Source organism: Streptomyces sp. NPDC003038 (assembly GCF_040611115.1).
Taxonomy (GTDB): Bacteria; Actinomycetota; Actinomycetes; order Streptomycetales; family Streptomycetaceae; genus Streptomyces.
The window spans coordinates 1-22,912 of record NZ_JBEXNN010000051.1; the positions used below are offsets into that span (position 1 = coordinate 1).

22 protein-coding genes and 1 pseudogene are annotated in these 22,912 nt (G+C 72.6%); 11 read left to right on the plus strand and 12 right to left on the minus strand.

Annotated features, from left to right (window positions below; genetic code table 11):
• Positions 1–71 precede the first annotated feature (71 nt).
• The 3 genes from ABZX75_RS32140 to ABZX75_RS32150 all read right to left on the minus strand — a co-directional run bounded on the left by ABZX75_RS32140 (position 72) and on the right by ABZX75_RS32150 (position 1,905).
• Positions 72–704 (minus strand): hypothetical protein, encoded by a 633-nt coding sequence (locus ABZX75_RS32140; protein ID WP_355417046.1) that lies wholly within the window; start codon positions 702–704, stop codon positions 72–74.
• A gap of 238 nt (positions 705–942) precedes the next feature.
• Entirely contained in the window at positions 943–1,725 is a 783-nt protein-coding gene (locus tag ABZX75_RS32145) for a hypothetical protein (protein WP_355417049.1), read from the minus strand.
• 36 nt (positions 1,726–1,761) lie between these two features.
• Entirely contained in the window at positions 1,762–1,905 is a 144-nt protein-coding gene (locus tag ABZX75_RS32150; protein WP_355417052.1) for a hypothetical protein, read from the minus strand.
• 891 nt (positions 1,906–2,796) lie between these two features.
• Between ABZX75_RS32150 and ABZX75_RS32155 the strand changes: the two genes are divergently transcribed.
• On the plus strand, positions 2,797–3,627 hold the full coding sequence (locus tag ABZX75_RS32155) for an SAM-dependent methyltransferase (protein ID WP_355417104.1): 831 nt from the start codon (positions 2,797–2,799) through the stop codon (positions 3,625–3,627).
• A complete protein-coding gene (locus ABZX75_RS32160) occupies positions 3,624–5,861 on the plus strand; it encodes an EAL domain-containing protein (protein ID WP_355417055.1) in 2,238 nt (745 codons plus the stop codon). The genes ABZX75_RS32155 and ABZX75_RS32160 overlap by 4 nt, the downstream gene beginning before the upstream one ends.
• A 153-nt stretch (positions 5,862–6,014) precedes the next feature.
• On the opposite strand, the gene ABZX75_RS32165 is transcribed toward ABZX75_RS32160, so the two are convergent.
• Positions 6,015–6,893, minus strand: coding sequence for a LysR substrate-binding domain-containing protein (locus ABZX75_RS32165; RefSeq protein WP_355417058.1), 879 nt, complete (start codon positions 6,891–6,893; stop codon positions 6,015–6,017).
• 92 nt (positions 6,894–6,985) lie between these two features.
• Here ABZX75_RS32165 and ABZX75_RS32170 point away from each other — a divergent pair, with 92 nt between their 5' ends.
• The 4 genes from ABZX75_RS32170 to ABZX75_RS32185 all read left to right on the plus strand — a co-directional run bounded on the left by ABZX75_RS32170 (position 6,986) and on the right by ABZX75_RS32185 (position 11,219).
• On the plus strand, positions 6,986–7,690 hold the full coding sequence (locus ABZX75_RS32170; RefSeq protein WP_355417061.1) for a succinate dehydrogenase cytochrome b subunit: 705 nt from the start codon (positions 6,986–6,988) through the stop codon (positions 7,688–7,690).
• A 2-nt stretch (positions 7,691–7,692) separates the two neighbouring features.
• Positions 7,693–9,690, plus strand: coding sequence for a fumarate reductase/succinate dehydrogenase flavoprotein subunit (locus ABZX75_RS32175; protein ID WP_355417064.1), 1,998 nt, complete (start codon positions 7,693–7,695; stop codon positions 9,688–9,690).
• Complete coding sequence (locus ABZX75_RS32180; RefSeq protein ID WP_355417067.1) at positions 9,687–10,427, plus strand: succinate dehydrogenase/fumarate reductase iron-sulfur subunit; 741 nt, start codon at positions 9,687–9,689, stop codon at positions 10,425–10,427. Before ABZX75_RS32175 ends, ABZX75_RS32180 begins: the two co-directional genes overlap by 4 nt.
• Before the next feature lie 141 nt (positions 10,428–10,568).
• On the plus strand, positions 10,569–11,219 hold the full coding sequence (locus ABZX75_RS32185; protein WP_355417070.1) for a hypothetical protein: 651 nt from the start codon (positions 10,569–10,571) through the stop codon (positions 11,217–11,219).
• Positions 11,220–11,274: 55 nt separating this feature from the next.
• Here ABZX75_RS32185 and ABZX75_RS32190 read toward each other — a convergent pair whose 3' ends face one another.
• Together ABZX75_RS32190 and ABZX75_RS32195 are read right to left on the minus strand one after the other, a co-directional pair.
• The gene (locus ABZX75_RS32190; protein WP_355417072.1) at positions 11,275–11,571 is read right to left on the minus strand and encodes an antibiotic biosynthesis monooxygenase; all 297 of its coding nucleotides are present in this window, start codon (positions 11,569–11,571) and stop codon (positions 11,275–11,277) included.
• A 100-nt stretch (positions 11,572–11,671) separates the two neighbouring features.
• Positions 11,672–12,664 carry an LLM class flavin-dependent oxidoreductase gene (locus ABZX75_RS32195; protein ID WP_355417075.1) on the minus strand — a complete coding sequence of 331 codons (993 nt, stop codon included), beginning with the start codon at positions 12,662–12,664 and terminating at the stop codon, positions 11,672–11,674.
• Between the two features lie 53 nt (positions 12,665–12,717).
• Between ABZX75_RS32195 and ABZX75_RS32200 the strand changes: the two genes are divergently transcribed.
• Complete coding sequence (locus ABZX75_RS32200) at positions 12,718–13,212, plus strand: hypothetical protein (protein WP_355417078.1); 495 nt, start codon at positions 12,718–12,720, stop codon at positions 13,210–13,212.
• A gap of 36 nt (positions 13,213–13,248) precedes the next feature.
• Here the strand turns inward: ABZX75_RS32200 and ABZX75_RS32205 are convergent, their stop codons facing one another.
• Positions 13,249–13,464: a dodecin gene (locus tag ABZX75_RS32205; protein WP_030663252.1), complete on the minus strand. Its 216-nt coding sequence runs from the start codon at positions 13,462–13,464 to the stop codon at positions 13,249–13,251.
• 170 nt (positions 13,465–13,634) lie between these two features.
• Between ABZX75_RS32205 and ABZX75_RS32210 the strand changes: the two genes are divergently transcribed.
• The 3 genes and pseudogenes from ABZX75_RS32210 to ABZX75_RS32220 form a co-directional block, all read left to right on the plus strand.
• On the plus strand, positions 13,635–14,891 hold the full coding sequence (locus ABZX75_RS32210; protein WP_355417107.1) for an extracellular solute-binding protein: 1,257 nt from the start codon (positions 13,635–13,637) through the stop codon (positions 14,889–14,891).
• A 125-nt stretch (positions 14,892–15,016) separates the two neighbouring features.
• Complete coding sequence (locus ABZX75_RS32215) at positions 15,017–15,898, plus strand: GNAT family N-acyltransferase (protein ID WP_355417083.1); 882 nt, start codon at positions 15,017–15,019, stop codon at positions 15,896–15,898.
• Positions 15,895–16,470, plus strand: a pseudogene (locus tag ABZX75_RS32220) (lysophospholipid acyltransferase family protein); the annotation flags it as partial. The gene ABZX75_RS32215 and the pseudogene ABZX75_RS32220, both read left to right, overlap by 4 nt.
• Positions 16,471–16,733: 263 nt before the next feature.
• Here the strand turns inward: ABZX75_RS32220 and egtD are convergent.
• Genes egtD through egtA form a run of 4 tightly spaced genes read right to left on the minus strand, consistent with a single transcriptional unit; the run spans position 16,734 to position 21,264 of the window.
• On the minus strand, positions 16,734–17,717 hold the full coding sequence (egtD, locus tag ABZX75_RS32225; RefSeq protein WP_355417086.1) for an L-histidine N(alpha)-methyltransferase: 984 nt from the start codon (positions 17,715–17,717) through the stop codon (positions 16,734–16,736).
• Positions 17,710–18,489 carry an ergothioneine biosynthesis protein EgtC gene (gene egtC / locus ABZX75_RS32230; protein ID WP_355417089.1) on the minus strand — a complete coding sequence of 260 codons (780 nt, stop codon included), beginning with the start codon at positions 18,487–18,489 and terminating at the stop codon, positions 17,710–17,712. The genes egtD and egtC overlap by 8 nt, the downstream gene beginning before the upstream one ends.
• Entirely contained in the window at positions 18,489–19,805 is a 1,317-nt protein-coding gene (gene egtB / locus ABZX75_RS32235) for an ergothioneine biosynthesis protein EgtB (RefSeq protein WP_355417092.1), read from the minus strand. Before egtB ends, egtC begins: the two co-directional genes overlap by 1 nt.
• Positions 19,795–21,264, minus strand: a complete 1,470-nt coding sequence (gene egtA / locus ABZX75_RS32240) for an ergothioneine biosynthesis glutamate--cysteine ligase EgtA (RefSeq protein WP_355417095.1) — start codon at positions 21,262–21,264, stop codon at positions 19,795–19,797. The genes egtB and egtA overlap by 11 nt, the downstream gene beginning before the upstream one ends.
• Before the next feature lie 107 nt (positions 21,265–21,371).
• Between egtA and ABZX75_RS32245 the strand changes: the two genes are divergently transcribed.
• The gene (locus tag ABZX75_RS32245; RefSeq protein ID WP_355417098.1) at positions 21,372–22,223 is read left to right on the plus strand and encodes a TIGR02452 family protein; all 852 of its coding nucleotides are present in this window, start codon (positions 21,372–21,374) and stop codon (positions 22,221–22,223) included.
• A 116-nt stretch (positions 22,224–22,339) separates the two neighbouring features.
• Here ABZX75_RS32245 and ABZX75_RS32250 read toward each other — a convergent pair whose 3' ends face one another.
• Positions 22,340–22,804: a type II toxin-antitoxin system PemK/MazF family toxin gene (locus tag ABZX75_RS32250; protein WP_355417101.1), complete on the minus strand. Its 465-nt coding sequence runs from the start codon at positions 22,802–22,804 to the stop codon at positions 22,340–22,342.
• Between the last annotated feature and the right edge of the window lie 108 nt (positions 22,805–22,912).

Genomic DNA, 22,912 nt, shown 5'->3' on the forward strand with positions numbered 1-22,912 from the left:
CGCCCCGAGTCCTGGCCAGGACTCGGGGCGACCGGCGGTTGAGGGATGTCCCGATGGCGGGACGGGAGTGGTCAGTGGCTGCGGCCGGCTCGTCGGCGCCGGACCATGTAGGCCGTGCCGCCCGCGGCGGCGAGGAGGAGGCCGGCGCCCGCGCCGAGCTCCAGGGGATTCATCCGGGCCACGCTGCCGCCGAGGCCCCCGCGTACGCCGAGGGTGGTGGCGGTGGCGGTGGCGGTCGCGCCGGTCGTGGAACTCGTGGTGGGCGTCCTGGCCGTGCCACCGGCGATCGTCAGGTCGGCCGATCCGGTCTCCCCGTTACAGGTGAAGGAGACCGAGTACAGGGCTCCGGGCCGGGCGTCCCGGTCCACCCTGACCTGCACGGTCTGGCCGCGGGCGATGCTCACGGTGTCGAAGACCCCGGAGGAGGCGGTGGCGTAGGCGGCGTCGCAGCCGGTCACGGACAGCACCACCTGGCCGCCGGGGGCGACGGTCGAGGGGGTGATGGCGAAGCCGAACGAGGTGATGCGTTTGGCCCCCGCTCCGGCCCCGGCCCCGGTCGCGGAGGTCACGCCGGTTGCGGTGGTGGCGGCGGTCGTAGTCGTGGCGGCGGTCGCGGTGGACGCGCCGAGGATGCCGAGCGCGAGTACGGCGCCCGTGGCGCCGGCGCTCAGCAGGGCTGTGGCGGAGGTACGTATCGCACCCATGGTCGATTCTCCGGATCTCGAGGAGCAGCCGCGGAATGGTTTCCGCACATGGGGGGTCGTGCGCCTCGACGTCCGCCACGCTAAAGGCGGGCTCGGTGACCCGCGATCAGGACCGGGCGAATGGGGCATGGCTGTAGGCCGAACCGGGGACAGGAGGCCCGTCCCCGGTTTACCGCCGTGCGGTTCGGTTCCGGTCGTACGTACGGCCGGCCGGGGGCCGGCCGGTAGCCCGGCCGGTTCAGTCGTCCGGGCCCAGTCCCAGGGCCAGGCGTGGGAACTGGGCGATGAACGGCTCGGCGGTCGCGGAGACGCCCCGCCCGAACGGTGCGTCGAACGCCCAGATCAGGAACAGCAGGAACGCGATGAGCGCGCTGAACAGGCCCGCGAGCAGCAGCTCCCGGAACGACCGCCGGATCTGCAGGGTGAAGATCAGCCCCACCGTCACCAGCGCTCCGGTGATCAGGCCGAACCAGACCACGCCGGGCATGGTGGCTCCGGCGCTCTGGCCCCGCGCACTGCGGGCGTCGTCCGCCACCGCCACCTGGTCGACCAGCGGCTGGTACGCCTGCCCTTCGTGGTCGGTGCGGGGCTCGTAGTCCGTGACGTCCCGGCGGATCCGTTCCAGCAGCTCCCCGCCGCGGTCCGTGAGCCGGCCGTGGTCCGCCATCTCCTTCCACTCCGTGTTCACCACGTGCGTCACGTACGCGTCGACATCGGAGCGGATCGTCCTGCGCACGTCGGCCGGGTACACCTCGGAGCGGACGCTGATCTCGTGCAGGGCCTGCGCCTCCTGGCGTACGTAGTCCTGGGCGGCCCCGCGGGCCTCCCAGACGCCGGCGATCGCCAGGCCCAGCACGATCGCGTAGATCACCCCGATCATCATCGTCATGTACTCGATGACGTCGGGCGTTTCGTTCGGATCGTCGTCCTCGCCGATCCTGCGGTGGTTCAAGACGGCGATGGACACCACCACGGCACAGGCCGCGGCCATCGCGAGGGACAGGACGAGCCATTCCGACAAGATGACTCCCAATCGGTTACAGGTGGGGCGGCAGGGCTACCGGGGGCGCAGTGCGGCGAGCGCGAGCACCGCGGGCACCGAGGTCAGCAGGGTGAAGGTCACCGGCGAGAGGTGACGCTTCGCGGGTTTGCGGTGCGGAGCGTGGTACGCCGGGCGGGCCACCGGTTGCGAAGGCGTCACCGCAGGGCTGGGCGACGGTGGGGGAGGCGGCGCCGTGTATTCCCTTGAGGGAGTGGGCGCCGGTGGCCTCGGCGGGGGCGGCTGGGACGGGACGGGCTTCGGCACCGGCACCGGCGCGGGCTTCGGCGGCGCTGGAGCCGGCCTGGGGGGCGTCGGTTCGGGGGCCGGCGCCGGCGGCGGGGTGGGCTTGGGCGGAGGGGTGGGGGAAGGGGTCGGCGCAGGCGTGGGTGTGGGAGTGGGGGTGGGTGAGGGCGTCGGCTTCGGCGGGCACGGCGGGGGCGGGGGCGGTGGCGGGCAGCGGTGCCCGCGGTGATGTCCCTTTCCGTGGTGGCCGCCGCGGGAGCCGTGTCCGTGGCCGTGTCCGTGGCCGCCGCCGCGGTGTCCGCCACCGGGGCCGCTTGCGCGAGCGCTGCTTCCGGCGACCGCGACGACTCCGGCGGCGGTCGCGCCGTCGCGGGCGCCGATCGTCGCGTAGGCGCAGCTATCAGCCACGGCCGGCGTGGCGGACAAGGCCACCCACAGCAGGACCGGGACCGCCAGCAGGCGCCTGGTACGAGCTTTGTTCACCCGGGGAGCATGGGCTCGCGCGCGGCAGCGCACGCGGGGCTCGGCTCCGGTTCGCCTGAACGGATGGGATGGCCACCAGAGAGGTTTAAGCCATTCGCGGCCGGGCCATGCGGGGTGTCCGGTGGGCCACCGCCCAATTCCCAAAGGGGGTGCGGTATCGATCATTCCGCGGGTCACGTGCGGCAGGTGCCTTTGGTGTGTGACGAAGAACGGATCGCCAATTTCCGCTTTCACTCGCCCCGTTGGGCGATGATCAGTACATTCGGCTCGGACAGGAGTCCGACCCCGGACGGACCGCAGCAGGAACAAGGCTTGGAGACCCCGATGGAGCGCCCCTCCTGGGCCCCGCCAGGCATCGACATATCGGTGCCGAGCGTGTCCCGCATCTACGATTACTACCTGGGCGGCTCCCACAATTTCGAGGTCGACCGCCAGGCCGCCCGCCGGGCCATGGAATTCATGCCGGGCCTGCCCAAGATCATGCAGGCCAACCGGGCATTCATGCGCCGCGCCGTCCGGCACGCCGTCGCCGAGGGCGTCACGCAGTTCCTCGACATCGGCTCCGGCATCCCCACCTTCGGCAATGTCCACGAGATCGCCCGGGCCGCGAGCCCCGAGGCCCGCGTGGTCTACGTCGATCACGACCCGGTGGCCGTCGCACACAGCCGGGCCGTCCTCGGGGACGACGACCGAACCGGCGTCGTCGCAGCCGACCTGCGCAAGCCGCAGGGCATCCTGGCCGATCCCGAGGTCGGCCGACTGCTGGACTTCGACCGGCCGGTCGCCCTGCTGCTCGTCGCCGTCCTGCACTTCCTGGAGGACGCGGACGACCCGTACGCCGCCGTCGCCGAGCTGCGTGACGCTCTGGCCCCCGGCAGCCTGCTGGTCCTCACGCACGCCTCGTTCGAGGGCATCCCGCTGACGGAGGAGGTAGCGGGCGGAACCGTCCAGGTCTACCGGGACATCCGCAACCCCCTCGTCATGCGCAGCGGGGAGGAGATCAGCCGTTTCTTCGACGGGTTCGAGATGGTGGAGCCGGGCCTTGTGTCCATGCCCGACTGGCGGCCGGACCGTCCGGAAGCCGGGGCGGACGCGGAGGCGCAGGAGGATCCGTACGCCTTCTCCGGCTTCGGCGGAGTGGGACGCAAGGCGTGAGACTCCCGGCACAGACGGCGGGTGCGCCGGACGTCGCCGCGGCGCCCGCAGGCGCACCGGCAGCTGAGTCCCCGGCGGCACCGCAGGGTGGTCTCGAGGACCGGATCGCCCGCTTCGCGACCATCTGGGGGCGGGCGATCTTCCCCGTCACGGCGACCTCGCTGACCCGCGTCGAATTCGAGCGGCACCTCGTACCGCTCACCCGGATCCTCGCCGAGGCCCTGCACGCCCGGCCCTTCGACGCCACCGTCGCCCAGCGGGTCGGGGCCGAACTCGTCGCCGTGCACTGCACCGACCCCGAAGCGCTGGCCGGCACCCTCGGCGTGATCGAGTCGTACCTGGTCCTCTACTGCGGCTCGGGTGGCCGCGACGGCGCCCGCGGGGAGGGCGCCGAGGAGTACCGGGCCCGCTGCGCCCGGCTCCAGCACGGGATCGCGGCGGGATACGCCCGCGCCCTGCGCGAGCGCACCCTCAGGGAGCAGGAGGCCATCGCCCGCTCCGCGCTGACCGCCCGCAACGACGCCCAGCAGGCCCTGCACGCGAGCGAGGAGCGCTTCCGGGCGGTGTTCGAGGGCGCGGCGATCGGCATCGGCATCGCCGACCTGGACGGGAACATCCTGGAGGTCAACGACGCGCTGCTGCAGATGTTCGGCGGCCTGGAGGGGCACGTCCGGGGCCGAAAGGTCAGCGACTGGGGACACCCCGACGACACCCCGCACGTCTGGAGCATGTACGGGGAACTGGTGCGCGGCGAGCGCGAGCACTTCCGTGTGGAGAAGCCGTACTACCGGCACGACGGCACCGTCCTGTGGACCAACCTGACGGTGTCGCTGCTGCGCGACGCCGACGGGAAGCCGCAGTACCAGCTGGCCCTGATGGAGGACACCACCGAACGCCGGCTGCTGAACCTGCGCCTGCGCTACGAGGCCACGCACGACGCCCTGACCGGGCTGCCCAACCGGACGCTGTTCTTCGAACGGCTGGAGAAGGCCCTGAGCGGGGCCGGCGGCAGCCGCTTCGGCCTGTGCTACCTGGACCTCGACGGGTTCAAGACGGTCAACGACAGCCTCGGCCACTCGGCGGGCGACCGGCTGCTGGTGGAGGTCGCCGACCGGCTCCAGAGCTGCGCGACCGGCCCGGGCGAGGTGGTCGCGCGGCTCGGCGGCGACGAGTTCGTCGCGCTCACCACCGGCTCGGACACCGAGGAGAAGGTCACCGACCTCGCGGTCCGCATCCTGTCCGCCCTGTCCGCGCCGATCCGGCTGGAGGGCCGGGAGCTGACGGTCCGCGGCAGCATCGGCATCGTCGAGGGCCGGGCCAGGGAACGCACCCCGGCGGAGGTCCTGCGCAGCGCCGACATCACGATGTACCGGGCCAAGGCGGCGGGCGGCAACCGCTTCGAATTCGCCGACGCCGAGGCCGACGCCCGTGCCATCACCCGGCACGGCCTGACCAACGCCCTGCCGGCGGCGCTGGAGCGCGGCGAGTTCTTCATCGAATACCAGCCGCTGGTGCACATGCACGACGGCAGCGTGCACGGCGCCGAGGCGCTGGTGCGCTGGTCGCACCCGCAGCACGGCGTGCTCGGCCCGGACCGCTTCATCCCCCTCGCCGAACGGACCGGGCTCATCGTGCCGCTCGGCCGCTGGGTCCTGGAGGAGGCCGTCCGCCAGGCCCGCAACTGGCAGCGCCAGCTCGGCGGAGCCTCCCTGCGGATCAACGTCAACCTCTCGCCGACCCAGCTGCACCACCCCGGCCTGGTCGCCGACACCGTGGCGGTGCTGGAGAAGTCGGGCCTCGCCCCGGGCGCGCTGTGCCTGGAGGTCACCGAGTCGGCCCTCATCGGCGCCGACGACGAACTCCTGGAACCGCTGCGCCGGCTCGCCGCCCTGGGCGTGGACATCGCGCTCGACGACTTCGGCACGGGCTACTCGAACCTCGCCAATCTGCGCCGCCTCCCGGTCAGCGTCCTGAAGCTGGACCGCTCCTTCACCAAGGGGATGCAGCACCACCCCGCCAACCCGGTCGACGTCAAGATCGTGGAGGGCATCGTGGCCCTGGCCCACAGCCTGGAACTCGCCGTCACGGTCGAAGGCGTGGAGACCGGCGCCCAAGCGGCCCAACTGCGCGCCCTCGGCTGCGATACGGCCCAGGGGTGGTACTACGCCCGCCCCGGCGCCCCCGACCGCATCCACACCCTCTCCCTCTCGGACGCCGTGCCCACCTCCTCCTGAGGCGCCCCGCGCGCCCGCGAACCACCCGGCAGCCCGGCGGCCCTGACCTTGCACGGCCCCGCCCCGGGGTCCGATGCCCGCCGAGGCCCGGCTGCCCCGTCGGCCGTGACCCTCCGGCCGCCGCTGGGCTCCCGCTCGGCCGGCGGTGTTCCGTCAGGACACCAGGATGCGCTTCAGTTCGCGGGCCGCGCGTGGGGGAGCGACGTCCGTGCGGTGGGCCAGGGCGATCGTCCGGCGCAGGGGAGAGCCCGCCAGGGGGGTGGCCCGTAGGCCGGGGCCCGCGTGTTCCACCACCATCGCCGGGACCACCGCGATGCCGAGTCCCGCCCGGACGAAGCCCAGCACCGCGTCCATCTCGCCGCCCTCCACGGTGAACACCGGCTCGAAGCCCTCCGCACGGCAGGCCGCCACGGTCAGCTCCCGCAGGTCGTAGCCGTGGCGGAACATCACCATCGGCTCTTCCCGGAGGCCGGAGATGGTCAGCTCCTCGCCCCCGCCGGGCGCCGGCAGCTCCGCCGAGGACACCACCACCAGGTCCTCCGTCAACAGCTCCACCGTCGTCAGCGCCGGGGCCGAGGGTGGGAGGGGCAGCGCGATCAGGGCCAGGTCCAGGGCTCCTCGCGCCAGTTCCCGCACGAGGTCGAGGGAACCGCTCTCCTCGATCAGCAGCTCGATCCCCGGATGCGCGGTGTGGAAGGCGCGCAGCACATTCGGCAGCAGGCCCGTGCACAGGCTCGGCGTGGCGCCCAGCCGGACCCGGCCACGCCGCAGCTGCGCCAGTTCCTGCACCTCCAGCCGCGCGGTGTCCGCGTCCGCCAGAATCCGCCGGGCCAGCGGCAGCAGCGCCTCACCCGCATCGGTGAGTGCGATGTTCCCCCGCGCCCGGCTGAACAGTTCGGCGCCCAGTTCCCGTTCGAGAGCCTTGATCTGCTGGGAGAGCGAGGGCTGGGCCACATGCACCCGCTCCGCGGCGCGGGTGAAATGGCGGGTCTCGGCGACGGCCACGAAGTACAAGAGCTGCTGGAACTGCATCGGCCCAGGATACGACCGATAGGTCTTCGCTATCGATATCAGCTCCATCATGTCTTGGACCTTTCGGGGCCTCCGTCCTTACGGTCTGGGACATGGCTTTGGCAACGCGGACGGGTCGACGGCCGTCCACCACGCGCACGCTCTGGGACTCCTCCGTCGGCAAGAAGGCCGTCATGGCCGTCTCCGGCTTGATCATGCTCGGCTACCTCGTCGTGCACATGCTCGGCAACCTCAAGATCTTCTTCGGGTCGGAGGAGTTCAACGGCTACGCCCACTGGCTGCGCACCCTCGGCTCGCCCTTTCTGCACCACGAGTGGGCCCTGTGGATCGTCCGCGTGGTGCTGCTCGCCGCGGTCGTCGCGCACGGTGTGTCCGCGTACCAGCTCAGCCGGCGGGACATCAGGGCCCGCCCGGTGAAGTACGTCCACAAGCGCCGCCGGGCCGGCTATGCCACCCGCACCATGCGCTGGGGCGGCGTCATCCTCGCCCTCTTCATCGTCTGGCACCTGCTCGACCTCACCACCCTCACCGTGAACGAGCGCGCGTGGGCGGGCCACCCCTACGAGAACGTCCTCGCCACCTTCTCCACCTGGTACGGGAACACCCTCTACATCGTGGCGATGGCCGCACTCGGCCTGCACGTCCGGCACGGCTTCTGGAGCGCCGCCCAGACCCTGGGCGCGGCCAGCGCCCGACGCGACCGGACGCTGAAGTTCCTGGCCGACGCCCTGGCCGTGGTCCTCTTCGCGGGCTTCGTCTCCGTCCCCGTAGCCGTGATGACCGGAGTGGTGAACTGACCATGAGCGAGCCCATGAACCCCACGAACGACTACGCCCGCTACACCACCGGCGACCCCATCGCCGACACCAAGGCCCCCGGAGGTCCGATCGCGGACCGCTGGGACCGCCGCCGCTTCGAGGCCAGGCTCGTCAACCCGGCCAACCGCCGCAAGCACACCGTCATCGTCGTCGGCACCGGCCTGGCGGGCGGAGCGGCGGGCGCCACCCTCGCCGAACAGGGCTACCACGTCGTTCAGTTCTGTTTCTCCGACTCCCCGCGGCGTGCCCACTCCATCGCCGCCCAGGGGGGCATCAACGCCGCCAAGAACTACCGCAACGACGGCGACTCGGTGCACCGCCTCTTCTACGACACCGTCAAGGGCGGCGACTTCCGCGCCCGCGAGTCCAACGTGCACCGCCTCGCCCAGATCTCCGTCGAGATCATCGACCAGTGCGTGGCGCAGGGCGTGCCCTTCGCCCGCGAGTACGGCGGCCTCCTCGACACGCGCTCCTTCGGCGGCGTCCAGGTCTCCCGCACCTTCTACGCCCGCGGCCAGACGGGCCAGCAGCTCCTGCTCGGCGCCTACCAGGCACTCTCCCGCCAGATAGCCGCCGGAAACATCGAGATGCACGCCCGCACCGAAATGCTGGACCTGATCGTGGCCGGCGGCGTGGCCCGCGGCATCGTGGCCCGCGACCTGGTCACCGGCGAGATCTCCACGTACTACGCCGACGCCGTGGTCCTGGCGAGCGGCGGCTACGGCAACGTCTTCTACCTCTCCACCAACGCCATGAACTCCAACGCGACCGCCGTCTGGCGGGCGCACCGGCGCGGCGCGTACTTCGCCAACCCGTGCTTCACCCAGATCCACCCCACCTGCATCCCGCGCACCGGCGACCACCAGTCCAAGCTCACCCTCATGAGCGAGTCCCTGCGCAACGACGGCCGCATCTGGGTCCCCAAGGCCAAGGGCGACACCCGTCCCGCGGCCGACATCCCCGAGGCGGAGCGCGACTACTACCTGGAGCGGATCTACCCCTCCTTCGGCAACCTCGTGCCCCGTGACATCGCCTCCCGCGCCGCCAAGAACGTCTGCGACGAGGGCCGCGGCGTCGGCCCCGGCGGCCAGGGCGTCTACCTGGACTTCGCCGACGCCATCCGCCGCATGGGCCGGCAGAAGGTCGCGGAGAAGTACGGCAACCTCTTCGAGATGTACGAGCGGATCACCGCGGAGAACCCGTACGAGGTCCCCATGCGGATCTATCCCGCCGTGCACTACACGATGGGCGGCCTGTGGGTCGACTACGACTTGCAGACCACCGTCCCCGGCCTCTTCGCGATCGGCGAGGCCAACTTCTCCGACCACGGCGCCAACCGCCTCGGCGCCTCCGCGCTGATGCAGGGCCTCGCCGACGGCTACTTCGTGCTCCCGTCCACCATCAACGACTACCTCGCCCGCCACCCCCACCGGGACGGTGTGGACGACACCCACCCCGAGGCCGCGGCCGCCGTACGCGAGACCCGCGAGCGGATCGCGCGGCTGCTCGCCGTCGACGGTGACCGCACGCCCGACTCCTTCCACCGCGAGATCGGCGAACTCATGTGGGAGTACTGCGGAATGGCCCGCACCGAGGAGGGCCTGCGCAAGGCACTCGACCGCATCCCGGAGATCCGCGAGGAGTTCTGGCGGCGGGTGAAGGTCCCGGGAAGCGGCGAGGAGTTCAACCAGTCGCTGGAGAAGGCCAACCGCATCGTCGACTACCTCGAACTCGCCGAGCTGATGTGCCTCGACGCCCTCCACCGCGCCGAGTCCTGCGGCGGCCACTTCCGCGAGGAGTCACAGACCCCGGACGGCGAGGCCGCGCGGCGCGACGAGGAGTTCTCCTATGCCGCCGCCTGGGAGTACCGCGGGTCCGCCGGCCGGCCCCCGGGTGAGCACCGCACCGCCGCCCCCGTCCTGCACAAGGAAGACCTCGTCTTCGAGTACGTCCACCCCACCCAGCGGAGCTACGCATGAAGCTCACCCTGCGCGTCTGGCGTCAGCGCAACCCCGACGCCCCCGGCGCCATGGCCTCATACGAGGTCGACGGAATCTCCAAGGACATGTCCTTCCTGGAGATGCTCGACACGCTCAACGAGGACCTCATCCTGCGCGGCGAGGACCCGGTGGCCTTCGACCACGACTGCCGCGAGGGCATCTGCGGCGCCTGCAGCCTCGTCATCAACGGCGATGCCCACGGCCCGGAGCGCACCACCACCTGCCAGCTCCACATGCGGTCCTTCGCCGACGGCGACACCATCGACGTCGAGCCCTGGCGGGCGGCCGCCTTCCCGGTCGTCAAGGACCTCGTCGTCGACCGGGGCGCCTTCGACCGGATCATCCAGGCCGGCGGCTACATCACCGCCCCCACCGGCGCCGCCCCCGAGGCGCACGCCACCGCCGTGCCCAAGGAGGACGCCGACCGGGCCTTCGAGCACGCCGAGTGCATCGGCTGCGGCGCGTGCGTGGCGGCCTGCCCCAACGGGTCCGCGATGCTCTTCACCTCCGCCAAGGTCAACCACCTCAACGTGCTGCCGCAGGGCTCGCCGGAGCGGGAGACGCGCGTGCTCGACATGGTGGCCCGGATGGACGAGGAGGGCTTCGGCGGCTGCACGCTGACCGGCGAGTGCGCGACGGCCTGCCCGAAGGGCATTCCGCTGCCGTCGATCGCCGCGATGAACAAGGAGTGGCTGAGGGCGGTGCGCAAGGGCTGAGCCCCCCGTCCGGGCGGCCCCCCCCGCAGGACCGGGGCCGATCGGCTGTTCGGATGATCGGATGGGCCGAGCGGGCGTTCGTCGGGCGGTACGCCGCGCCGCGCCCCGGCGGCGCCCCGGCCGTGCGGGACAGTGGGCCCCATGCCACCAGCCCCCGCCGGGTCCGGACCGCGCCGCCGCAGCGTGCTGGCCGCAGCCCTCGCCCCGCTGGCGGTGGCCGGCTGCGGCGCGCAGGAGCGCCCGCGCAAGACGGCCCCCGGCCCGCCGGGAGCCCCCGTGGACGCCCTGGTCATGGTGATCCGGCACGCGGAGAAACCGTACGCCGGTGACACCGGCGAGGACGACGAGGGCAACGAGGACCCCGGGTTCCTCGCCGGCCGTGGCCGTCGCCGGGCCGCGGAGCTGCCGCGGCTGTTCACCCCGCCCGGCCGCGCCCCGCTGCCCCGCCCCGCCGTGCTCTTCGCGGCCGGCGGCAAGGCCGGGGCGCCCGCGCGCTGCAAGCAGACCGTGGCGGCCCTGGCCACCGCCCTGCGGACCCCGGTCCGCGCCGAGTTCGCCGTCGGGGCCGAACCGGCCCTGGCCCACGCCGTACTGGCCGCCCCGATGCCCGTACTCGTCTGCTGGGAGCACACCGGCGTCCCCCGCCTGGTCCAGGCCCTCGGCTCCGACCAGGTCCTCGGCGTTCCCGCGGCCTGGCCCGACCGCTATGACCTCGTCTGGATGTTCACCCGCCGCCAGGGGCAGTGGAGCTTCCGCGAGCTGTCGCAGCAGCTGCTTCCCGGCGACGCGTAGGGCCCGCCGCAGAGGCACACCCCTGTCGGTGGGCCCGCGGTCCTCGCGGCTGGAGTCAGCTCAGAGACGCGAGCGTGAAGTGCCGCACCTGAAGTGCCGCGACGAGGTACTCGTCCTCGCCCGGCAGAACCACGGGCCGGTCACGCCAGTGCTCGCCGGCGTAGCCGGCCAAGTCCTCCTCGCTGCGCCAGCGACTGACATACAGCAGTGAGTCGGGTGGTGCGAGCAGCACCTCGTGGTCCACCAGCCCTGGGTAGCGGCCGGGAAACTCGCGCACCGCGGAGACGATCATGTCGCGGAATGCTTCGAAGCGTTCAGGACGTACGCGTGCCTCACTCACCCTGATGATCACGGCCGTCAGAGTGTCACACCAGCGGACGCGGCGTCACCTCCTTTGGCCGCGTGCTCTCGCGGCCTTCCTCTGGTCCGTCCTCCGAACCCAACGAGACTGCCTAAGTCAGACCCGCCATCCGGGCCAGCCTGCCGAACGAGTCCAGCAGCGCCGCCCGGTCGTAGGTGGAGGTGGTCACCAGCAGCTCGTCCGCGCCCGTCAGCCGGGCGACCTCGGACAGCTCCGCCGCGACCTGTTCCTCGGTGCCGTGGATATGCCCGGCGAGGGCGCTCTCGTACAGTTCGCGCTCCTTCGCGGTCATCTCCATGGCCTCGATCTCCTCGGCGGGCCGCAGCGGAGGGAAGCTGCCCCGGGTGCGGGAGTACGCGAGGGACCACGCCTCCGGCACCAGGATCCGCCGGGCGTCCCGCGCGGTGGCCGCGACCGCCACGGTCCCGGAGATCACGACGTACGGCTGCGCGCCCCGGGAAGAGGGCCGGAACCCCTCGCGGTAGGTCTCGATGACCTCCGCGACGCGGTCGCGGGCGCGCAGATCGCCCACCACCAGCGGCAGCCCGGCCCGGGCCGCGATCCCGGCACCCTCCCCCGTGGCCAGGACGTAGGCCGGTATCCGCAGCCCCTCGGCAGGCCGGGCGTGCACTTCGGGATGGGTCCGCTGGGTACCGTCGAGCCAGCCCAGCAGCTCGGTCAGCTGCTCCTCGAACCGGTCGGCGTCCCCGGCGTCCCGGCCCAGCGCCCGCCGGATCCCGTTGGTGAAGCCGACGGAGCGGCCGAGCCCCATGTCGATCCGGCCGGGGAAGAGCGATTCCAGGACCCCGAACTGCTCCGCGACCACGAGCGGCTGGTGGTTGGGCAGCATGACCCCGCCGGTGCCGACCCGGATCCGCCGGGTCGCCGCGGCCACGGCGGCGGCCAGCACGGCCGGTGCGGAACCCGCGACTCCGGGCACGCTGTGGTGCTCCGAGACCCAGAATCGGTGGTATCCGAGCTCCTCGGCCGCGCGCGCCAGCTCCACGGTGTCGCGCAGGGCCTGCGGGGCGTCGTACCCCTCACGGGTGCGCGACCGGTCGAGTATCGAGAGTTTTCGGATCACACAGGTCTCAACGTCCGGGGCGGCTGAGGATTCCCCCCGCCTAGGCTGACGCCATGACAGACCACGACACCCACCGGCCGCTGGCCGTCTTCGACATCGACAACACCCTGGCCGACACCGGGCACCGCCAGCACTTCCTGGAGAGCCGCCCCAGGGACTGGAAGGGCTTCTTCGGCGCGGCGCCGGCCGACCCGCCGCTCGTCCGCGGGGTGGAGATGGTGCTGAAGAGCGCGGCCGACTGCGAGGTGGTGTACCTGACCGGGCGCCCGGAGCGCTGTCGGCGGGACACGACGGACTGGCTCGCCCGCCACGGCCTGCCCGAGGGGCGGCTGTGGATGCGCGGCGACCAGGACCGGCGGCCGGCCCGGATGACCAAGATCGATGTGCTGAAGCGGATCTCCCGGGGCCGGGAGGTGCGCATGCTCGTGGACGACGACGAGCTGGTGTGCCAGGCCGCGCGAGCCGTCGGCTTCCGCGTGGTGCTGGCGAACTGGGCGGCGCAGGCGCCGGAACTCAAGTCCGCCCAGGAGGGCGAGGGGCGGACCTGAGCCGAGGACTCGGGGCCGGTACCCGGCTGGGCTCGCTCAGTCCTCGCCCTCGAGGCGGAAGCCGACCTTGAGCCCGACCTGGTAGTGCGCGATCTCCCCGTTCTCGATGTGTCCGCGTACCTGGACCACCTCGAACCAGTCGAGGTTCCGGACGGTCTGGCCCGCCCGGGCGATTCCGTTGCGGATGGCCTGATCGATGCCCTCGTGGGAGGTGCCGACGATCTCGGTCACCCGGTACGTGTGGTTGGACATGGGGTCTCCCGGCAGTGCGTGGCTTTTGCCTGGTTCCACCGTGCCCCACTAACTCCCGGTTCGCGAACTTTGTGCGAACAGTCCCGAGCGAAAGGCCCTTGACCCGCCCATTGGTCTATGCCAATTTCAAGCCATCTGAGATCGAACTCCAGAAGGTGACCTTCGTGAAGATGCGCTTCCTCGCCGTGTGCACCGCCCTCGCGGCCGCGACCGCCCTCACCGGCTGCGGCGAGCCGGCCGGCCCGGATGGCGGGTCGCGGAAGGTGACGCTCTGGCTGATGAAGGGCAGCGCTTCCGAGGACTTCATCGGCAAGTTCACCGCATCCTTCGAGAAGGAACACCCCGGCGTCGACCTGGAGGTGAAGATCCAGGAGTGGACGGGCATCGGCGCCAAGGTCAACGCCGTTCTCGACGGAACGAGCAAGGAGAACGCCGACGTCATCGAGGTCGGCAACACCCAGGTCGCCCAGTACGTCGAGACGGGCGGCGTCTCCGAAGTCACGCTGGAGGGCCTGCGCGCGTGGGGCGGCAAGGACTGGCTGAAGGGCCTGTCCGATCCGGGAAGTGTCAACGGAGCCCAGTACGGCGTTCCTTGGTACGCCGCCAACCGCGTGGTGATCTACCACAAGGACCTCTTCGCCGACGCCGGGATCAAGGCTCTCCCCAAGAACCGCCAGGAGTGGACGCAGGCCACCCAGAAGCTCGACAAGGGCGACCAGCAGGGCATCTACCTCGCAGGCCAGAACTGGTACGTCCTGGCGGGCTTCATCTGGGACGAGGGCGGCGAACTCGCCATCGAGACCGGCGGGCGGTGGATCGGCACCCTCGATGATGAAAAGGCCCTGGCCGGCATGGAGTTCTACAAGCAGCTGCAGTCCCTCGGCGACGGCCCCAAGGACGCCGACGAGGAAACCCCGCCGCAGTCCCAGGTCTTCGCCCGCGGCCACGTCGCCCAGATCATCGCCCCACCCGGCCAGGCCGCCGAGATCGAGGCGGCCAACCCGGCGCTGAAGGGGAAGCTCGGCTTCTTCCCGGTCCCCGGCAAGACCTCGGACAAGCCGGGCGCCGTGTTCACCGGCGGCTCCGACCTGATCATCCCGGAGAAGACCGCGCAGCGGCGCGGCGCGGTGGACGTGATCACGGCCCTGGTCAGCGAGAAGTGGCAGACCGAGCTCGCCCGCACGATGAGCTACGTACCCAACAAGACCACCCTCGCGCACGTCGTCGAGGGCAACGAGGGCGCCGTCGCCATGGCGCCGGGCGCCGCCCAGGGCCGGGCCACCCCGAAGTCCCCCCGCTGGGCCGAGGTCGAGGCCGCGAACCCGGTCAAGCCCTTCATGACGGCCGTGCTCACCGGCAAGGACCCCAAGCAGGCGGCCAGGACGGCGTCGGACGCGATCAGTCAGGTGCTCAGCTCCGACCGCTGAGTTCAGCGTCCGCACATCCAGGGGCCGCTGAGCGGTCATGTCGAATCCAGCCGGTCACGGAAGAAGTAAAGGAGCCAGGCCGCACACCTGCCGGCCTGGCTCCCGTGCCCGGATCAGGAGCCGCCATGACCATCGCCCCCCTGTCCCCGTCCACTCTTCCCCCTGCCCCTGCCCCTGCCCCTGCCCCTGCCCCTGCCCCTGCCCCCGCCCCCCTTCCCGCTCCCGCTCCCCTCCCCGTCGGCGCCCCGGTCCCCGCTTCGGCTTCCGCTTCGGTCCCCTCGCCCCGCTACGCCGTACGCCTCGCCCGCGACGAGGACGAGGTGCGCGCCGCCCAGCGGCTGCGCCACCAGGTCTTCGCCGGAGAGCTCGGCGCCCGCCTGGACGGGCCCGAGCCGGGCCTCGACGCCGACTCCTTCGACGCGTACTGCGACCACCTCCTCGTCGTCGAGGAGGGGACCGGGCAGGTCGTCGGCACCTATCGGCTGTTGCCCCCGGAACGCGCGGCCGTCGCCGGGCGCCTCTACTCCGAAGGGGAATTCGACCTCTCCGCCCTCGCGCCCATCCGCCCCGACCTGGTCGAGGTCGGCCGCTCCTGCGTCCACCCCGACCACCGCAACGGCGCCGTCATCGCCCTGATCTGGGCCGGCCTCGCCCGCTACATGGACGGCTCCGGGCACAACTGGCTCGCCGGCTGCTGCTCGATACCGCTCGCCGACGGCGGGGTCCTGGCCGCCGCCGCCCGCGAGACCGTCCTGACCCGCAACCTCGCCCCCGAGGAGTACCGGGTGGCACCCCACCTCCCCTGGAACCCCGAAGGCATCACCGTCCCCCCGCGGACGGAGCTGCCGCCGCTGCTGCGCGGATACCTGCGGCTGGGCGCCTGGGTCTGCGGCGAGCCGGCTCTCGATGCCGGATTCGGCTGCGCCGACCTGTACGTGCTGCTCTCCCTGCGCCGCACCAACCCGCGCTACCTGAAGCACTTCCTCTCGCTCGCCCCGGGCGCATGAGCGTCTGGCTGCCCACCTCGCCCTGCACCCCCGAGGCCTGTGCCGGCCACGAGGGGAGCACCGTGTGCGTTCCCCGCGCGGTGCTCCGGCTCACCTTCGCCCTCGTGGTGATCCTGGCCGGGATCGTGGGTGCCCAGCCGGTCCGGCTGCTGCCGGCCCGGCCCCGGCACGCGGTGGTCCGGGGCTGGTCGGCCGCGTTGGTACGGTCCTTCGGCCTACGGATCACCGTGCGGGGAAGCCCCGGTCCGCAGGGCGGCCGCCTCGTCGTCGCCAACCACATCTCCTGGCTCGACATCCCGCTCGTCGCCGCCGTCCTGCCCGGCCGCATGCTGGCCAAGAGCGACATCCGCACCTGGCCGGTCCTGGGCCGCCTCGCCGGACAGGCCGGGACGCTGTTCATCGAGCGCGACCGGATCCGCGCCCTGCCGTCCACCGTCGACGCCATCAGCCGCGCGCTGCTGGCCGACGACCGCGTCACCGTCTTCCCCGAGGGTTCCACGTGGTGCGGGCGCGCCCGGGGGCCCTTCCGGAGAGCCGTCTTCCAGTCGGCTCTGGACGCGCGGGTACCCGTACAGCCGGTGCGGCTCGCGTACCGGCTGCACGAGCCGTCGGGGCCGCCCGGCTGCCACGAGCGGCAGGAGTCCGCCGCGTCCTCCGAGTCCTCCGCGTCCCCTGGGGATCACGTGGCCGGCGCGCCCGCCTTCGTGGGAGACGACCCGCTGACCGCCTCGCTGTGGCGGATCGCCCGGGCCCGCGGCGTGCGGGCCGAGGTCACCCTGCTCCCGCGGATCCCGCCGGGCCGGTACGCGGACCGGCGGGACCTCGCGAGCGCGGCTCAGGCGGCGGTGGGCGGCGTAGTGCCCGCGACGGCCAAGGACAGCGCGAAGCGGCCCGCGGCGTCCGTCCACCAGTGGGTCAACTCCAAGTCTGCGGCGGCCAGTTCCTTCCGTACGCCGTCCTGACGGAACTTCGCGGACACCTCCGTCAGGATCTCCTCACCCGCCGCGAACGGCACCACCAGATCCAGGGCCCGGATCTTGACCAGCACCGCGGACCGGGCCCGCAGCCGCATCTCGATCCACTCCTGCTCCCGGTTCCACACCGCCACGTGCGCGAAGTCGGCGGTGTGGAAGTCCGCACCCAGCTCCCGGTCGATGACGGCCAGTACGTTCTTGTTGAACTCGGCCGTCACCCCCTGCGCGTCGTCGTACGCCGCGACCAGCACGGCCTCGTCCTTCACCAGGTCCGTGCCCATCAGCAGCGCGTCGCCGGGCGACAGCATCGCCCGTACGGACGCGAGGAACACGGCACGCTCCGGCGGCAGCAGATTGCCGATCGTGCCGCCCAGGAACACCACCAGCCGGGGCCCGGGAGAGTCGGGCAGATGCAGCGCCCGGGTGAAGTCGGCCAGGAGCGCGTGCACCCGCAGCCCCGGATGCTCCGCCAGCAGCGCCTCGGCCGCCCCGGTCAGGGCGCTCTCGCTCACGTCCACCGGTACGTACGTGTCCAGGGCGGGCAGTGCCTCGATCAGGTGCCGGGTCTTCTCCGAGGATCCGGAGCCCAGCTCCACCAGGGTGCGCGCCCCGGTCACCGAGGCGATCTCCCGGGCCCGCTCCAGAAGGATCTCCCGCTCGGCGCGCGTCGGGTAGTACTCGGGCAACCGGGTGATCTCCTCGAAGAGTTCACTGCCCCGCGCGTCGTAGAACCACTTGGGCGGCAGCACCTTGGGGGTGCGTGTCAGCCCCTGCGACACATCCGTGCGCAGCGCGCGCTCCGCGGCGTGCTCGTCGAGGGTGCGGGTCAACTGGAAGTCACTCACGGCGTTCCTTTCCCCCGAGCGGGGTCTCCCTCAGCGGAGTCAGATCGACCCGTGTGCGGTTGGCGGTCAGCAGGGTCCGGTCGGGCACCTCGCACCAGCGGGGGTCGTCGTCGTAGGGCTCGGACGCCACCACCACGCGCCCCGCCGGTACGTCCGGCAGGTACCAGAGCGAATCGCCCCAGGCCGTCGCGGCGATCGAGGCGCCGTCGGTCAGCAGCAGGTTCAGCCGGGACCCCGGCGCGGCCGCGGACAGGTCCAGGACCGGCCCGGCGAGCGCCGTGCCGAGGTCGTCCCCGGCCCGGAGGCGAGCCAGCACCAGCGCCCAGATCAACGCCGAATCCGTGCGCGCGGCCAGCTGGAGCAGGTCCACGGGCGCCAGCCCGGCCGCGAGCGGAGCCGCCGCGTCCGGCCAGTCCCGTACCGAGCCGTTGTGGCTGAACAGCCACGGCCCGTCAGCGAAGGGTGCCGCTGCCGCCTCCCCGTCGGCCCCGAGCCGCGTGCCGTCCCGTACGGCGGCCAGCGCGGCCCCGCTGCGCACCACGCGGGCGAGATCGGCGAAGGTGATGTCGCTCCAGACCGGCCCGCCCCGCCGGTAACGGGCGGGGACCGGGTCGCCCTCCGCGTACCAGCCGATGCCGAAGCCGTCCGCGTTGATCGTGCCGCTCCGCTGCCGGCGCGGCTGCCAGGCCTGCCGGATCAGCGAGTGCTCCGGCTCGCTCACGAGCCGCCCGAGCGCGACCACGGGTCCGAGATAAGCGAGATGACGACACATCAGATGCTCCTCGCTGTCCGGAAGCCGCAGAAGATCTGCCTCCGCACGGGCAGGTCCCAGTTGCGGAAGGTTCCCCGGCAGGCCACCGGGTCCACGGCGAAGGAGCCACCGCGCAGCACCTTGTGCCCGGGGCCGAAGAACACCTCCGAGTACTCGCGGTACGGGAAGGCCCGGAACCCGGGGTACGGCAGGAAGTCGGAGGCGGTCCACTCCCACACGTCGCCGATCAGCTGGCGCACCCCCAGCGGGGACGCCCCGGCGGGATAGCTGCCGGCGGGAGCCGGGCGCAGGTGGCGCTGCCCGAGATTGGCGTGCGCGGGCGTCGGGTCCGCGTCGCCCCACGGGTAGCGGGTCGAGCGGCCGGTCCCCGGGTCGTGGCGGGCGGCCTTCTCCCACTCCGCCTCCGTGGGCAGTCGGCGTCCCGCCCAGCGGGCGTAGGCGTCCGCCTCGTACCAGCTGACGTGCAGCACGGGCTCGTCACCGGGCACCGGTTCGGTCACCCCGAAGCGGCGGCGCAGCCAGGCGCCGCCGCCCTCGCGGTGCCAGAACAGCGGGGCCTCGATTCCGTGCCCGCGGATCTGCTCCCAGCCCTCATCGGCCCACCAGCGGGGCTCTTGGTAGCCGCCGTCCGCGATGAAGGCCTCGTACGCGGCATTGGTCACCGGCGTCGTGTCGATCCAGAACGGTGCCGTCTCCCGCGTGTGCGCGGGCCGTTCGTTGTCCAGGGACCACGGCTCGGTGGAGGTGCCCATCGTGAACGGGCCGCCCGGGACGAGGACCTCCGCCGCGGCCGGCGGGTCCCCGTGCGGCGGATCAGGGTCCGGGGCGGTCAGTACGGGGGCACCCCGACGCAGTTGGTGGGTGATCAGCATGGTCTCGTCGTGCTGCTGCTCGTGCTGAGCGATCATCCCGAAGGCGAATCCGGCGTCGAGCAGGGCCGTGCCCTCCAGCGGGGTGCGCTCCAACAGGTCGAAGACCCGGCCCCGCACCTCGGCCGCGTACCGGCGCGCCTCCCCGGGGCCCAGCAGCGGCAGTTTCGGCCGCTCGGCGCGCGGATGCTCGAACGCGTCGTAGAGCGGATCGATCTCGGGGTGCATGGCCTCGCGTCCGGCCACCCGGCGCAGCAGCCAGAGCTCCTCCATGTTGCCGATGTGCGCCAGGTCCCAGACCAGCGGGGACATGAGCGGGGAGTGCTGCGCGGTCAGGTCCTGGTCGGTGACGGCGTCGGTGAGCGCGGCCGTACGGGCGCGGGCGGCGGTCAGTGCGGCCAGCGCCCGCTCGCGCAGGCGCTCCGGGGACGGGGTTTCAGTGGTCACCTGAGTTCTTCCTTCCCCGGGGACCGCCGCTGCCGGAGCGGTCGTCGGACGGATGGTCGGCCGGTCGGATGGTCGGCGGCCGGTCGTCGGCCGGGCACCGGCCGCGCAGCACGTAACGCTCGATGAAGGCCGCGACCGTGTCCTGGACGTGCGCGCTCGCGCCGAGCCGGGGCAGCGCCTCGGCCGCGGCCCGGAAGCAGGCGGTGGCCGCCGTCCCCAGCTCCGGGTGGGCCGGCCCATGACGGGCGGCGGACCTCCAGAGCGGATTGCGGGGCGCGGGCCCGGTGCCGTACGCGTCGGCCAGCGCCTTCGTCACCCGGTACGCGGTCTCGGAGGCTTCCGGATCGTCGAACAGCGCGTGCACGACGGCCACCGGGACGAGCCAGCCGTCGTCGCCGGGCTGCGCGTCGATCATCCGCAGCTCGAGGTGGCCGCGCGGCCGTACCGGAGGGAAGAGGGTGGTCAGGTGGTAGTCCAGGTCCTCGGTGGTGGGCGGCCGCAGCCCCCGTCGGCCGCCGGTGCGCAGCCAGTCGCGGAAGGTCGTGCCGCGCGGCGCCTCCCACGGCCCGCCGTCGTACGACCGTACGCACATCACCTCGGTGTCCAGCGCCTGCCGGATCCACGCCGCGCGCGGCTCGGCGTCCAGCGGCGGGGCGAGGGCGCGCCGGGCGTCCAGGTCGCTCCAGACGCCCTGGCGGGCACAGCGCCAGCCGGCGTACGGGCCTTCGCGGCCGGGGGAGTTGGCGAACGCGGCGACCAGTACCGCGCCCAGCAGATGCGCCAGCCGCCAGCGCCGGCCGTGGCCGAGCACTCCGGGCTCCTCCTGGCCGGCGTCCACGCACACCTGCACGGAGGCGGAGGCGGACATCATGGCGCGCCCGGCCGGGCCGGTGCGGTCGAAGTAGGCCTCCATGGCCTCGTAGCGCGGGCTGGTCAGGAGCCGGTGGTGCGGGCGCCGCGGATCCAGGCCGAGGCCGAGCAGGGCCAGGCCTTGGGGGAGCAGGGCGGCCCGTACGGCGTCGAGGTCGGCCCGGAGGCCGTCCACGCACCCGGTGAGGGAGGCGGCGGGAGCGGAGCTCAGCTCCAGTTGGCCGCCGGGCTCGAAGGTCAGCACGGAGCGCAGGGGCAGGGCGCGGGCAGCGCCGTGCGCGGCGTGCAGCCGCTCGGGAGGCAGGGGCAGCTCGGGCCGCTCGGCGTCCACCACCAGCCATTCGAGCTCGGCGCCGATGAGGCGGGGCGGGCCGGTCTTGAAGCAGATGCCATGGATCAGGTCCTCGGCGGCCGCCTCGGTGAGGGGGGCGGGGTGGGCGTCGGCGTGGGGCGGAGCTGGTGGTGTGGTGGGCGCGCACGCGGCAGGGCCGGCCGGCGAGAACGCGGGCGGCGCGGGCGGGGCGGGCGGCGCGAGTGACGGAGGGGCGGGCGGAGCGGCTGGCAGAGCGGCGGGCGGATCATGCGGCATGACCGGGTCCTCGTCTTCTGTCGTCGGCCGTGACATCACCCGTGCCTACCCGTCCCTTGGGTACGAAATCCTTTGCCGCCAGGGGATGTGGCGCAGAAGATGGCGGTGTGAGCAGCAGATTGCGCGAGATCGCGCGGGAGAACGCGGACATCCTGGCGGCCGGTGGCTACCGAACGCGGTCGGGACGGGAGGTCTCCCTCGCCGCCGCCCTGGCGGAGTCCAAGGCGGGAACCAGGATATATGGGCCAAAACGGATCATTCCAGGCGAAGGGCTGCCCGGTGAGCGCGGTGAGCGCGGTGGGACGGTCGTCGAGGTCACCGGGGAGAGCAGCACGGTCGCGGCCCGGAGGCTCGCGACGGACGGCGCGCCGAGGTGTTCCGTGGCGGTGCTGAACTTCGCCTCGGCCCGGAATCCCGGGGGTGGTTACGTCCGGGGCGCCAAGGCGCAGGAGGAGGCTCTCTGCCGCGCCTCGGCGCTGTACGAGACCTTGCTGGAGGCGCCGGAGTACTACGAGATCCACCGCGCGGAACGCAGCACCTTCTACACCGACCGGGTGATCCACTCACCCGGGGTCCCCGTCTTCCGCGACGACCGAGGCGAGCTCCTGGAGACGCCCTTCCGGGCCGGCTTCCTCACCTCCCCGGCTCCGAACGCCGGCACGATCCGGCGGCAGGAGCCGAAGCGCGTCGCCGAGATCCCGGCAGCGCTGGTCCGTCGGGGGGAGCTCGTCCTGGAGGTGGCGGCGCTGCACGGGTACCGGCGGCTGGTGCTGGGGGCGTGGGGCTGCGGCGTGTTCCAGAATGACCCGGCGGAGGTGGCCGCGGCCTTCCGGGGACTGCTGGCGGGACGGTTCGCGGGGGTCTTCGAGCGGGTCGTGTTCGGCGTACTGGACCGGAATCCGCGGACCCGCCAGGCGTTCGAGCGGGCATTCGACGACTTCAGGACCGCCGCGGCCTGAGGCGCGGTCGCGCTCCGGTGGTCTGGTGACCTGGTGACCTGGTGCTCCGGCACTCCGGTGCTCCGGTGCTCGGGGGTGGTCCGGTGCTCCGGCGGGCGGCCGCGCCCGGAGGGTGGCTAGTGCCAGCCGTAGCGCTCGCGCAGCCGGTCGATCACCAGCTGGAATCGCCCCCGGTCCAGCGCGCAGGCCTCGCGCCGCATCCCCGATTCGTGCACCCGCAGCACCCGGTCCACATCCACCCAGGACTCCCGCCCGGCGCTGTCCCAGGGCCCGGTCCCGATCGGCACCCACTCCCGGTCGTGGTCGTGCCGCTTGCTGGACAGCTGTACGGCGAGCAGCGTGCGCAGACTCGCCTCCCTGGCCACGACCAGCACCGGGCGGTCCTTGCCGCGGCCGTCGTTCTCCTCGTACGGGACCCAGGTCCACACGATCTCGCCGGGATCCGGATCCCCGTCGTGATCCGGGGCGTACGAGGTCCGCACCACGCCGATCGCGTGCGGATCCGCCTCGGTGGTGGCGGTGGCCCCGTCCCGTCCGGGCTCCTCGATCCGACCGTTGCCGTGATGTGAAAGTGCCGTCATTTCGGGGAGCGTACTAGGTGTATTGCCCCGGGAGGTTGTGGACGGGTGATGGAGGTCTCGGCTGAGGCGTCTTGAACGGGTGAGGGCCTTCCGGGTTCGGTGTGGATT